This is a genomic window from Ochrobactrum sp. RH2CCR150 (genome assembly GCA_014138095.1).
Classification (GTDB): Bacteria; Pseudomonadota; Alphaproteobacteria; order Rhizobiales; family Rhizobiaceae; genus Brucella; species Brucella gambitense.
The window spans coordinates 734,911-747,724 of the sequence record JACGXE010000001.1; the positions used below are offsets into that span (position 1 = coordinate 734,911).

Consider the following 12,814-nt stretch of genomic DNA (forward strand, 5'->3'; position numbering starts at 1 on the left):
CATATGAATCACCGGACATGGAGGGCTAAAAATGCCCGTCGGTCCGAACTGCATGCCAATCGCTACGCCCGCCACTGTAGTTTGTCAAGCAAATGCTTGTTTAATTATCCAGGCGGCATTTCACGCAATGATAGAGCGGTCAATCATGCGCGGAAAGCCGGGCCAGCGCACAAAGACTTTCAATCAAATCAAGGGAGAAGCTGGTAAGGGGTTCAAATTCTGGCGAAAAGCTCTATATGAGGGCCAACCGTTTAGGGCTGACAGCCAAGACAGAAGCGATCCGCGACAGCTTATGGGGAAATTTTTCTCGATGGCGCTGTGGCGGATTTGTGTTTCTGTCACAAGCTTCCTATAAGCCTTTGAATAATTCCAGAAGAAGCGTCTGACGTTTCTTCCCAACGTGGCGACCAGCCTTGCTGGACAGGCCAGATTTCCCCATTGGACGACCCGAAGAGCCATGATCCAGACGCCTTATTACCTGATCGACAAGACCAAGCTGATGCGCAACATGGAAAAGATCGCCTATGTGCGCGAGAAATCCGGTGCGAAAGCGCTTTTGGCGCTGAAGTGCTTCGCGACATGGTCGGTGTTCGATTTCATGAGCCAGTATATGGACGGCACGACCTCGTCCTCGCTCAATGAAGTGCGTCTCGGCCACGAGAAGTTTGGCGGCGAAACCCACGCCTATAGCGTTGCCTATGCCGATCACGAGATCGACGAAGTCATCGCCAATGCCGACAAGATCATCTTCAATTCCATCGGCCAGCTGGAACGCTTTGCCGATAAGGCGGCGCATATCAAGCGCGGCCTGCGTCTCAATCCGGGCGTGTCGTCATCGAGCTTCGATCTCGCCGATCCGGCGCGTCCGTTCAGCCGTCTTGGCGAATGGGATGTGGCGAAGGTCGAGACGGTCATGGACCGCGTCACCGGTTTCATGATTCATAACAATTGCGAGAATTCCGATTTCGGTCTGTTCGACAAGATGCTGACCGAGATCGAAGACAAGTTCGGCTCGCTTCTGCACCGGGTTGAATGGGTCAGCCTTGGCGGCGGCATTCATTTCACCGGTGAGAATTATCCGGTCGATGAATTCTGCACGCGCCTGAAGGCGTTTTCGGAAAAGTTCGGCGTACAGGTCTATCTGGAGCCGGGCGAAGCCTCGATCACCAAAACCACGACGCTGGAAGTGACGGTTCTCGACACGCTGTTCAACGGCAAGAACCTCGCCATCGTCGACAGCTCGATCGAAGCCCATATGCTTGATCTGCTGATTTATCGCGAAACCGCGAAGATGGAGCCGAATGAAGGCGAGCATCGTTACATGGTCTGCGGCAAGTCGTGCCTGGCGGGCGACGTTTTCGGCGAGTTCAACTTCGGTCAGGAGCTGAAGGTCGGCGACCGTCTCTCTTTTGCGGATGCGGCCGGTTATACGATGGTCAAGAAAAACTGGTTCAATGGCGTGAAAATGCCTGCGATTGCCGTGCGCGAACTTGATGGCACGGTCAATGTTGTCCGCGAATTCACCTTTGCGGATTTTGAGGGTTCGCTCTCCTGAACCCTGCGTCGCACTCATCACCAGCGACGCGAAACTTAAACTAGTTCCGCGGCGAGAGCACGGGGGACGCGAAACAGATGGCGGGAAACCGCTGGAAGAGGAAGCATCGACAGAAAATGAAGAAGAACGTTCTCATTATCGGCGCCGGGGGCGTGGCACAGGTTGTTGCACATAAATGTGCACAAAACTCTGACATATTGGGCGATATCCATATTGCGTCCCGCACGGTTGAGAAATGCCGCAAGATTATCGATAGCGTGCATGAAAAGAAGAGCCTCAAGACCGAGGTGAAGCTGGAAGCGCATGCGCTGGATGCTCTGGATGTTGAAGCCACCAAGGCTCTGATCCAGAAGACGGGCATTCAGATCGTCATCAATGTCGGCTCGGCCTTCCTCAATATGTCGGTTCTTCGCGCCTGTATCGATACGGGCGTTGCCTATATGGATACGGCCATTCACGAAGATCCGAAGAAGATCTGCGAGACGCCGCCATGGTATGGCAATTACGAATGGAAGCACCTCAAGGAATGCGAAGAGAAGGGCATCACCGCCATTCTCGGCATCGGCTTCGATCCGGGCGTGGTCAACGCCTATGCGCGTCTGGCCGCCGACGATTATCTGGATGAAGTGACGTCCATCGATATCGTCGACATCAATGCCGGTTCGCATGGCCGCTGGTTCTCGACCAATTTCGACCCGGAAATCAATTTCCGCGAATTCACCGGTACGGTCTATTCCTGGCAGAAGGGTGCCTGGCAGTCGAACAAGATGTTCGAAGTCGGCCACACGTTTGACCTGCCCGTGGTCGGCCCGAGCAAGGCCTATATGACCGGCCATGATGAAGTGCATTCGCTGTCCAAGAACTATCCAAATGCGGATGTCCGCTTCTGGATGGGCTTTGGCGATCACTATATCAACGTCTTCACAGTGCTGAACAATCTGGGCCTTCTGTCCGAGCAGCCGGTCAAGACCGCTGAAGGTCTGGAAGTTGTGCCGCTCAAGGTGGTCAAGGCTGTACTGCCCGATCCATCGTCGCTGGCACCGGATTATACCGGCAAGACCTGCATTGGCGATTTCGTCAAGGGCACCAGGGACGGCAAGGAAAAGGAAGTCTTCATCTACAACGTTGCCGACCATAAGGACGCTTACAACGAAGTGGGTTCGCAGGGCATTTCCTACACGGCTGGCGTTCCGCCGGTTGCGGCTGCAATCCTGATTGCTTCCGGCGAATGGGACGTGAAGAAGATGGTCAATGTGGAAGAGCTGAACCCGAAGCCTTTCCTGAACATTCTGAACCATATCGGCCTGCCATCCCGTATCAAGGATGAGAATGGCGACCGCGCGCTGGACTTCGCGTGAGGTTATAATCTTACCGTCGGTAAGATGTAGTTTTGAAAGAGGGCATCCAGCGATGGATGCCCTTTTTTATAACAAGGTCAGATTGTCTCGAAGCCGCCGCTTGCCGCGGTAAAGCCGCCCGCGATGCGCAAGGTTTCGATGGCGCCATGCTGCTCGATAGGGCTAACGCCCTTGCCGTTCGTGCGAACACCGCCTGCAATATCGATCTCGCGCGCCGATCCGCCCGGCTTGATGCTGAGGCCAATGGCGGAAAGCTCCACCACGACGCCTTTCACCAGCGACGGACCCGTTCCGCCGAAAGTTTCAATGCCACGGCGAACCGTCAGTTTGCCGATAGGACGGCTGATCTGAATTCCCACCGCACCGTCGGCATGGGTAATGACGCGGTCGAACTCCGCCAGATCGACAGTGCCGGTATAGACGTTGAAACCGCGCGCACCCTGACCGAAGGTTTCAATGGGCGCGTGGACCTTCAATTCGTTGATCGTGCCAAAATTCACAAAGCCGATGCCGCTTGGTCCGTAGGACGTGATCTTCGCGTCGGCGGTCCAGCGGTCCACGGTTCCCCAATTATCGAGCACCATATCATTGACGCCATAGGTGACGACCGGGCCGCGATTGTGAACCGCATCGACATAGGCGCCGTAGACGGTGAACACGCCGCCGGTAATCTGATCCGGTGTTCCGGCTTTGATGCCGCCGTCGCTATAAACGGCGTCGGTTTCGAGGCTGCGCACCGCCAGCCGCCCGGCCTGATCGCCGCCGCCGCTGACGAAAATACCGCTGCCGCGCACCGGTGCGCCGTCGCGCCCGGCTGAAAGACCGACCAGATTGGCGCTGATGATGATGCTTTCGTCGGCATGCATGTTCCACAGGGTGAAAGCACCTTGCAGCACATAGACGCCATAGCCCTTTGGACGGTCCGTTTCTGCGCGCGCATCGGCGGCGATGATGTCCAGCCCGTCCACCTCGACATGCCCGGCGCGCAGCTTGTCGCGAAACAGAATCTGCACCTGACCGATTGTCGTGACAGCCGCCAATTCGGCGCGTCCGATCGTATCGACGGTGGTGTCATTGAAAATAGCGCGCTTTTCCGGCGATGTTTCCAACCGGATATTGCTGATGCGATTGTTTGAAGAAAGCTCCACACCGTCAGTGTCTGCAAAACGAAGAATGGCATCGCGACCGCTGCCTTGCAGGGTCTGGCCGGGCCGCAGTCTGATCGTTGGCAGGTTGTCGATTGCACCACTGATGATGATATGTCGGACAACTTCGTCCCCGGTGGCCGCAACCAGTGCTTCGACGGTTGAAATCGTCTTCTCGGAATTACTCATGGTTTAACTCTCTCCAACGGTTACGGTTGCTGCAAAGTAACACAATGATTTGACAGCAAAAAGTAACGGTAGAGACGGGGACAGTAACATTCCCGTTTGTCGCCTGCATTGCTTCACTTTCTGACGCGGCGGCGCGCATTCGCAAATGTAACTTTGGCAGGTGTAGTTCAAAAGCGGCTGTTTGAGAGAATTCGATTTCTATCTACTTCGGCGAAGATTTTTGTCTGCTGGCCTTGCGATCTAATCGCCCCGGGGCCAGGTGTCCGATAGGCGATATCCGCCCGGAAATGGATCGCTTGGATCAAGCATCAGCTGCGAGGTGCCCGTCACCCATCCACGGCCGGAAATGATGGGGCTGATGGCAGGCTTGCCGCCAAGTTCCGTCAATCTGTCCAACCGGCAGTGAAACTCGGTGCCAAGCACGGATTTGCCGATGAAGCGCTCGCCGACCTTCATCTGGCCCTTGGCGTGCAGCACGGCCATGCGAGCCGAGCAGCCGGTCCCTGTCGGCGAACGGTCGAGCTTGGCCGGACGGATCGCCACCGTGTTGACGCCGGTCAGAACATCGCCTTCGCGCGTGACCGGCTCGGTGATCTGGCAGAACGAAATGTGGTTCCAGTCTTTTTCGGGGTGGCGAAAACCGAGCTGCTCATTGGCGGCCTTGGTGATCTTCACGCCGATTTCGGCCAGTTCACGCGCCTGACCCGGCTCGATCTTCATGCCGATCTGCGCGGCCTCGATAATGACGAAACTATCGCCGCCATAGGCCGTATCGACTGTGACGGTGCCAAGCCCTTCGACTTCAAGTGCCGCATCCAGCCGGTCGGCGAAAGAGGGCACGTTGCGCACGCTGATCCGCTCGGCCTTGCCGTTGCGGCATTCAGCTTCCACTTCGATGAGGCCGCCCGGCGCTTCCAGCACCATGCGCGTCACCGGCTCCTGCATGGGAATGATGCCGCTGTCGAGCAGCACAGTTGAAACGCAGATCGAGTTTGAACCGGACATTGGCGGCGTATCGGCAGGCTCCATGATGATGAAGCCCATCTGCGCGCGCGGATCTTTCGGCGGAACCAGCAGATTGACATGGCGGAACACGCCGCCGCGCGGCTCATTCAGCACGAAATTACGCAGGGTTTCGTCACTGGCGATGAAGCGCGACTGCTCCCACACCGTTTCACCCGGAGGCGGCGCGACACCGCCGACGATGACATCGCCAACTTCGCCTTCCGCGTGACAGCCTACAATATGGATGACCTTGGTGCTGCGCATAGGAACCTCGCAAAATACAACAAGTATATTTGTAGCCGGGCGCAGCGCCGGGTCAATCACTTATCGGACGATAAATGGCTCTTTCACGACAGAGAGAGAAAAGCATTTCTGACAGTGTCAGCAATAAAGTATTTCGTTTCATGATGTGTTGCTTATCCGTGCAGTTTTGATATTCATTGCACTGATTTTGTGCATATCGATGCGCAGCCCGCTTGGCTCCGGATCAATTTCAGGAACATGCAAAACGTTCCCCATTGAAATTGAGCAACCCGAAAAGCTGGGGCGCCGTTGTTTTTGAAAAGCAACGCGCGGCTCTTAGCCGGCATGGGACGGTCGATGATCGTAACGCGACGCCACTCTCCTCAGATTGACCCGGTCTCTGAGTCTTTGATGTCTCGGCGCGTGGTTTTCAGGTTTTGAATCATCCGGCGGAGTGACGGCTCCCGGGGTGATTCAGGGGAGTGGAATGTGAGCAGTACAACCAATGTGGGCTTTCATGAGCCCCATCAAAACAGCGTGCAGCGCTGGGGCAGAGAACTTTCCGCGGCGCTGAAACTCGGCTGGCCGCTGATCCTGACCAATGTTTCGCAAGCCGCATTGACGGCCACCGATGTGATCTTCATCGGGCGTCTGGGCAAGGATACGCTTGCCTCGGCGCTTCTGGCCACGAGCTTCTACCACACGCTGGTCATCTTCTCGATGGGGCTGGTCTCGGCTGTCATGCCGATGATCGCCATCGCGCTTGGCAGGAACCGCCATTCGGTGCGCGATGTGCGGCGCACGGTCCGTCAGGGCTTCTGGACGGCGATCATCATCTCGATTCCGATCTGGGTCGTGCTGTGGCATTGCGAGGAGATATTCCTGTTCCTCGGCCAGCAGCCGGATATCGCTGCGCGCTCGACCGATTTCATGCACACGCTGCAATGGGCGCTGTTGCCCTATCTGTTCTACATCGTGCTGCGCTCGTTCTTCGCCGCGATGGAAAAGCCCATGTGGACATTGTTGATTGCGGGTGCTGCGATCGGCTTCAACGCACTGGCCGGATGGACACTGATTTTCGGTCATTTCGGATTTCCGCGCATGGAACTGCATGGCGCTGGTATTGCCACCACGCTTTCCAGCCTGATGATGTTTCTTGGCATGGCGGTGATCACGCTGCGTCATCGGCGCTTCCGCCGTTATCACCTGTTCGGTCGCTTCTGGCGTCCGGACTGGCCGCGTCTGCGTGAGCTGTGGCGCATCGGTTTTCCGATGGCACTGACCTTCGTTTTCGAAACCTCCATCTTCTATGCGGCTGTCGTCATGATGGGCCGGATCAGCGCGACCGCCATGGCTGCCCATGCGGTGGCGATCCAGATCGCATCGCTCAGCTTCATGGTGCCGCTCGGTTTCGGGCAGGTGGCGACCGTGCGCGTCGGGCGCGCTTATGGTGCGGGCAATCCCAAGGCGGTCGCTTATGCGGGCTGGAGCGCCTATGCGCTGGGCGTCGGCTTCATGATGATCATGGGTCTCCTGATGGTGCTGATACCGCGCCTGTTCATCGGCGTGTTTCTTGATCTGCACGATCCGGAAAATCTGGCCGTCATGGAACTGGCCGTCAGCTTCCTGGCGCTGGCCGCTCTGTTCCAGACGGTCGATGGCGCGCAAGCGGTTGCTGCAGGCATGTTGCGTGGCATGCGCGACACCCGTGTTCCGATGTTTCTGGCATTGCTTGGCTATTGGGGCGTGGGCCTGCCGCTTGGCGCGCTGCTGGCCTTCAAGGTCGGCATGGGTGGTCAAGGCATCTGGCTCGGCCTTGCCGCAGGGCTTGGCATCGTTGCGGTGATGATGACCCTGCGCTGGCGTAAACATCTGGCCCATATTTCCAGAACGCTTGCGTAAAGCACGTCCCGAAAAGTGTGAAACGGTTTTCGGATAAGATGTGCGCTAAAGCAAACAATAAGCTGAAAACAAAAATGCCGTACGGCCTGAAGGTCGTACGGCATAGTTGCATGCTGCGGATATCATACCGTATCCGCGTTCTCGCTTTTGCGATTACTTCGTCAGATTGCTGATGCGATCAAGCGCACTGCCGAAGCCCTTCAGGGAAATCTTGAAGGCAACCGGCTGGCTTGGGCTGAGAGCCGTCGCCGTCACGTTGATATTGGCACCCGCCTTGATAGCCGCGACCTGCTTGGCATCGAAACTGATCGGTGCAAGGCAGCCTTGCGGAAGGCAGGTGGAGAAAGCCAGATTCGGACCGGCTGCATCATCGACCTTGATGGTCGCACCTTTGGCCAGATCGAGGCCGAACGGCATCAGGATAACACCCTCAACTTTGCCGCCCGCGACATTGCGCAGTTCAGCGGTCAGAACGCGCTGCCCGGTCTGGGAGCTGTTCTGCTCCTGACGGATTGTGCAGAGGCTGGTGTCTTTTTGCGTCTGGCAGGAGACGGTCCAGTCCTGATAGGTTTCCTGCAAGGTGCTTGCGCCGCCCGGAAGGGGGGCTGCAAAGGCAGGCGTTGCGAGAAGTGCTGCCAGCGTGCAAGCAAGGCCGAGCGCGCGATGGTTTTTCATAAATAAATTTCTCTCTAAAAAACAATCATCCGAAGCCTGCTACTCAAAAGAGGCGGCTTTGAAATTTTATTGAGCACAATTCAGCTGTGCGTTCAACTATATTCCCGTCAAAATATCTTGTTTCTGCGAATAATCGCAAAAGGTTATCGAAGTCTAATATAGTCTTGGCTGCAACATTTGCTTGAAAATTGCGGGACAGCAGTTGTATCCGGCAGGTATCCGGCGCTCGCTGGCCGGATACCCTGTTGAAACGACAGTCTATCGCGTCAGTTTCATGTGGCGGTTCACGTCCTTGTAAAGCAGATAGCGGAACTTGCCCGGACCGCCAGCATAGCAAGCCTGCGGGCAGAAAGCGCGCAGCCACATGAAGTCACCGGCTTCCACTTCCACCCAATCCTGATTGAGCCGGTAGACCGCCTTGCCTTCCAGCACATAGAGGCCGTGCTCCATGACATGGGTTTCGGCAAAGGGGATGACGCCGCCCGGCTCAAGGGTGACGATGGTGACATGCATGTCGTGGCGCAGATCATTCGGATCGACAAAGCGCGTCGTCGCCCAGACGCCATTGGTATCGGGCATGGGCGAGGGGGCGATGTCGTTTTCGTTGAGGAAAAGCGGCTCCGGTACATCAAGCCCGTCCACATATTCATAGGCCTTGCGGACCCAGTGGAAACGCGCGGTCTTGCTGGCCGCGTTGCGCAGGCTCCAGCCGCTCTTGGGTGGCAGATAGGCATAACCGCCTTCGGTGAGCGTGTGGGTCTTGCCTGCAATGGTGACGTTGACTTCGCCTTCGACCACGAACAGAACGCCCTCGGCACCGTCGTCAAGTTCGGCGCGGTCGCTGCCGCCGCCCGGCTGCACTTCCATGATATATTGCGAGAAAGTCTCGGCAAAACCGGACATCGGACGCGCGATCACCCACAATCTGGTCTTTTCCCAGAAAGGCAGGAAGCTCGTCACGATATCGCTGAACGTGCCTTTCGGAATGACGGCATAGGCTTCGGTAAACATGGCGCGGTCGGTCAGAAGCTGCGTCTGCGGCGGCAATCCGCCAGTCGGTGCGAAATAAGTGCGGGTCATTGGTACTTCCCTGGTCAGTAGAGTGTTTTTAGTAAAGCGCTTCTGGAAGGATGTCCTTCAGTCGCAACAGTGCGATGCGCTCGACTTGCGCGCAAGCGGTGGCGAACTCGGTCTCGCGGTCATTGGCGACGCGGCGCTGGAACGTGTCGAGGATTTCCTTCTTGTTGCGCCCCTTCACGGCGATGATGAAGGGAAAGCCGAATTTCTGCGTATAGGCATCGTTCAGTTGGGTGAATGTCTGCTTTTCCGCGTCGGTCAGCGCGTCCAGACCGGCACCGGCCTGTTCGGCGGTGGATTCGGCGGTCAGGCGTTTGGCCTGCGCCAGCTTGCCAGCGAGATCCGGGTGGGCATTCAAAACGCCAAGCCGCTCTTCGGGCGAGGCTGCGCGGAAGATTTTCGTCATTGCACCGGCGAGACCGGAGGCCGTATCCTCGCTGGCGGCGAAGCCTGCATCATAGGCGCGCTCGGCGATCCACGGCGAATGCTCGAAAATGCTGCCATAGCGGGCCACGAAATCGGCCTTGCTGGCCTTCGATGGCACCACGTCGACCACTTTCGGCTTGTGGTGTTCGTGCCAGTGATTGGCAATGTCGATACGCTTGGCGACCCAGACCTTGTCATGGCTCTGGACATAATCGAGGAAACGTTCAAGCGCTGCTGCACGACCCGGACGTCCGACCAGACGGCAATGCAGGCCGATGGACAGCATCTTGGGTGCACCTTCCGCGCCTTCGCGGTAGAGCACGTCGAAGGCGTCTTTCAGATAGGTGTAGAACTGGTCGCCGGAATTGAAGCCTTGCGGCGTTGCAAAACGCATATCGTTGGCGTCGAGCGTATAGGGCACGATCAGATGCGGACCTTTGGGGCCTTTGACCCAATAGGGCAACTCATCGGCATAGGAATCGGCGGAATAGACAAAGCCGCCTTCTTCCATCACCAGTTTCAGCGTGTTGTCGGACGGCTTGCCCTGATAAATGCCAAGCGGGCGCGAGCCGGTGACTTCGGTGTGCAGGCGCACGGCTTCGCGAATATGCTCGCGTTCCACCTCTTCCGGCACGTCCTTATATTCCCACCAGCGCAAGCCGTGGCTGGCGATTTCCCAATCCGCTTCCTTCATGGCGGCGACGGCTTCGGGATTGCGCGCCATGGCCAGCGTCACGCCATAGACCGTGACGGGCATGTTGCGTCGCGTGAAGGCGCGCCAGAGACGCCAGAAGCCGGAACGCGCACCATATTCGTAGATGGATTCCATGTTCAGGTTGCGCTGGCCGTTCCAGGCCTGCCCGCCGACGATTTCGGACAACAGGCACTCGGACGCTGCGTCGCCGTCGAGAATGCAGTTCTCCGCGCCTTCTTCATAATTGACCACGAACTGGACGGCTATATTGGCCCCGCCGGGCCAGCGCGGATCAGGTGTGTTCCGGCCATAGCCGATCAGATTGCGTGGGTAACTCATGCCATATCCCCTTGATGTCAGTGCCAGCGCACCCCGAAAACCGTTCAACGGCATGCGGATCACGCTTTGGTTTTGCCTATGATAATAAAGATTTGCGGTGTGAATTCCCCTTCAAAATTTTGAAAGACATCCAATGAGAAAGCTCTTTCTTAATGCCGAATAAGGCGGAATACTTCACGATGGGAACAAAAGCGGGAACGCCGCCGGTCTGCCATATAAATGTGCTTTGATAGCAAAAACGGTACTGGCAAACCGAGTGAAATCAGCGACTTGCAGCGGATCCGTTTCATGGACAAGGTTCATGGGCCGGAGAATCGCGCAAGGGGTCAGGAGTGCAAATGGGTCAGGGACATCACGGCGACGAGGGCAGAGCAGGTCGATTGACGACCCATGTTCTCGATACGGTCAGCGGCAAACCGGCTGCGGGATTGCGTATCGAATTACGCCGGATCGAGAATCACACGCCGCACAGCATCAAGGAAATTCGCACCAATCAGGACGGGCGCAGCGGCGAGCCGCTGCTGGCCAATGGCGACCTGCAACGCGGTTCCTATGAACTGCTTTTTCATGTCGGCGAATATTTCGGCAAGGACGAAGACGGCGTGCCGTTCCTTGACGTCGTGCCGTTGCGCTTTGGTGTTTCCGATGAAAAGGCGCATTATCATGTGCCGCTTCTGGTTTCGCCTTTCTCTTATTCGACCTATCGCGGGAGCTGAGCAGGATGGTTCAGTCTGTGAGAAACAGAATATGTTTTCTTCTCAATGGCGAGCGGGTTGAGCTCGACCGGGTTTCGCCAACGGAAACGCTGCTCGATTATCTGCGTCTGGCCTGCAAGCTGCGCGGTACCAAGGAAGGCTGCGCCGAAGGCGATTGCGGCGCTTGCACGGTGCTGGTCGGCAAGATCGTGGGCAGCGAGCTGGTCTATGAAAGCGTCAATGCCTGCATTCGCTTCGTCGGCTCGCTGGATGGTTGCCATGTCGTGACGGTCGAGCATTTGCGCGGAGCCGATGGTGGTCTGCATCCGGTGCAAAAGGCGATGATCGATTTTCACGGCTCGCAATGCGGTTTCTGTACGCCGGGCTTCGTGATGTCGCTTTACGGGCTGTGGATGCGCAATCCCAAGCCCGCCGATCCGGTGATTGAAAAGGCGCTGCAAGGCAATCTCTGCCGCTGCACCGGCTATGAGGCGATCATTCGCGCTGCCCGCGCCATTTCCGATTACGGCAACACGACGGACGATCCGCTGGCGGCAGAACGCGCCCATGTGCTCGAACAGTTGAAATCCATGCGCGACGGTTCGCGCGTTGAAGTGGGCGAGGGCAAGGACCGTCTGGTCGTGCCTGCTGATCTCGACGATTTCGCAGCGCTGCTGGCCGATGAGCCGAAGGCGACCGTGGTGGCCGGTTCCACCGATGTGGGCCTGTGGGTCACGAAGATGATGCGCGATATTTCGCCGGTCGTCTTTATCGGCCATCTCACGGAATTGCGTTCTATTTCCGAGGACAACAACGTCGTCACCATTGGCGCAGGCGTGACCTATACGGAAGCCTTCTCCTTCCTCGCCAGGCGCATTCCACAGCTCAGCGGTCTCATAAACCGCATCGGTGGCGAGCAAGTGCGCAATATGGGCACCATCGGCGGCAATATCGCCAATGGTTCGCCGATTGGCGACACGCCGCCGCCGCTGATCGCGCTCAATGCGCGTCTGACCCTGCGCAAGGGCGATATCCGCCGCACCATTTCGCTTGAAGATTTCTTCATCGCCTATGGCAAGCAGGACCGTCAGCCCGGCGAATTCGTTGAGGCGGTGCATGTGCCGATCCCGGCGGAAGACAACCAATTTGCGATCTACAAAGTGTCCAAGCGTTTTGAGGAAGATATCACCGCAGCGCTGGGTGCATTCCACATGACGCTCGACGCGGCAGGCAAGGTCGCTTCCATCCGGATCGCCTATGGCGGCATGGCGGCGACGCCGAAACGCGCCTTTGCGGTTGAAGCTGCCCTGTTGGGCCAGCCTTGGACCGAAGAGACGGTGGAGGCCGCAATCGGCGCCTATGAGCAGGATTACCAGCCGCTCAGCGATATGCGCGCCACGGCGGATTATCGCCTGATGGTCTCGAAGAATTTGTTGCGCCGTTTCTATGCCGAAACGCAAGGTCAAGCCGAACCCTTGCGCGTTCAGCATATCGAAGCGGTCTGAAGGAGG

Annotated in this window: 10 protein-coding genes; 5 read left to right on the forward strand and 5 right to left on the reverse strand. The window is 57.3% G+C overall.

All coding sequences use genetic code 11. The annotated features are described in order from the left end of the window. Positions 1 to 457 precede the first annotated feature (457 nt). A complete protein-coding gene (gene nspC, locus FHW03_RS03320; RefSeq protein ID WP_182519331.1) occupies positions 458 to 1,555 on the forward strand; it encodes a carboxynorspermidine decarboxylase in 1,098 nt (365 codons plus the stop codon). Positions 1,556 to 1,671: 116 nt separating this feature from the next. Next, positions 1,672 to 2,913, forward strand: a complete 1,242-nt coding sequence (locus FHW03_RS03325; RefSeq protein WP_182519332.1) for a saccharopine dehydrogenase family protein — start codon at positions 1,672 to 1,674, stop codon at positions 2,911 to 2,913. Between the two features lie 77 nt (positions 2,914 to 2,990). Here FHW03_RS03325 and FHW03_RS03330 read toward each other — a convergent pair whose 3' ends face one another. After that, positions 2,991 to 4,247, reverse strand: a complete 1,257-nt coding sequence (locus FHW03_RS03330) for a hypothetical protein (protein ID WP_182519333.1) — start codon at positions 4,245 to 4,247, stop codon at positions 2,991 to 2,993. 240 nt (positions 4,248 to 4,487) lie between these two features. Next, positions 4,488 to 5,516 carry a 4-hydroxyproline epimerase gene (locus tag FHW03_RS03335; protein ID WP_182519334.1) on the reverse strand — a complete coding sequence of 343 codons (1,029 nt, stop codon included), beginning with the start codon at positions 5,514 to 5,516 and terminating at the stop codon, positions 4,488 to 4,490. Between the two features lie 468 nt (positions 5,517 to 5,984). On the opposite strand from FHW03_RS03335, the gene FHW03_RS03340 reads away from it, so the two are divergent. After that, positions 5,985 to 7,397 carry an MATE family efflux transporter gene (locus FHW03_RS03340; protein ID WP_182519335.1) on the forward strand — a complete coding sequence of 471 codons (1,413 nt, stop codon included), beginning with the start codon at positions 5,985 to 5,987 and terminating at the stop codon, positions 7,395 to 7,397. Between the two features lie 153 nt (positions 7,398 to 7,550). On the opposite strand, the gene FHW03_RS03345 is transcribed toward FHW03_RS03340, so the two are convergent. The 3 genes from FHW03_RS03345 to puuE all read right to left on the reverse strand — a co-directional run bounded on the left by FHW03_RS03345 (position 7,551) and on the right by puuE (position 10,608). Next, positions 7,551 to 8,072 carry an invasion associated locus B family protein gene (locus FHW03_RS03345; protein WP_182519336.1) on the reverse strand — a complete coding sequence of 174 codons (522 nt, stop codon included), beginning with the start codon at positions 8,070 to 8,072 and terminating at the stop codon, positions 7,551 to 7,553. A 258-nt stretch (positions 8,073 to 8,330) separates the two neighbouring features. Continuing rightward, on the reverse strand, positions 8,331 to 9,152 hold the full coding sequence (locus tag FHW03_RS03350) for a bifunctional allantoicase/(S)-ureidoglycine aminohydrolase (RefSeq protein WP_182519337.1): 822 nt from the start codon (positions 9,150 to 9,152) through the stop codon (positions 8,331 to 8,333). Positions 9,153 to 9,180: 28 nt separating this feature from the next. Beyond that, positions 9,181 to 10,608, reverse strand: a complete 1,428-nt coding sequence (gene puuE / locus FHW03_RS03355) for an allantoinase PuuE (protein ID WP_182519338.1) — start codon at positions 10,606 to 10,608, stop codon at positions 9,181 to 9,183. 338 nt (positions 10,609 to 10,946) lie between these two features. On the opposite strand from puuE, the gene uraH reads away from it, so the two are divergent. Beyond that, positions 10,947 to 11,324, forward strand: a complete 378-nt coding sequence (gene uraH / locus FHW03_RS03360; RefSeq protein WP_182519339.1) for a hydroxyisourate hydrolase — start codon at positions 10,947 to 10,949, stop codon at positions 11,322 to 11,324. Between the two features lie 5 nt (positions 11,325 to 11,329). Further along, the gene (xdhA, locus tag FHW03_RS03365; RefSeq protein WP_182519340.1) at positions 11,330 to 12,808 is read left to right on the forward strand and encodes a xanthine dehydrogenase small subunit; all 1,479 of its coding nucleotides are present in this window, start codon (positions 11,330 to 11,332) and stop codon (positions 12,806 to 12,808) included. The last annotated feature ends 6 nt before the right edge of the window (positions 12,809 to 12,814 follow it).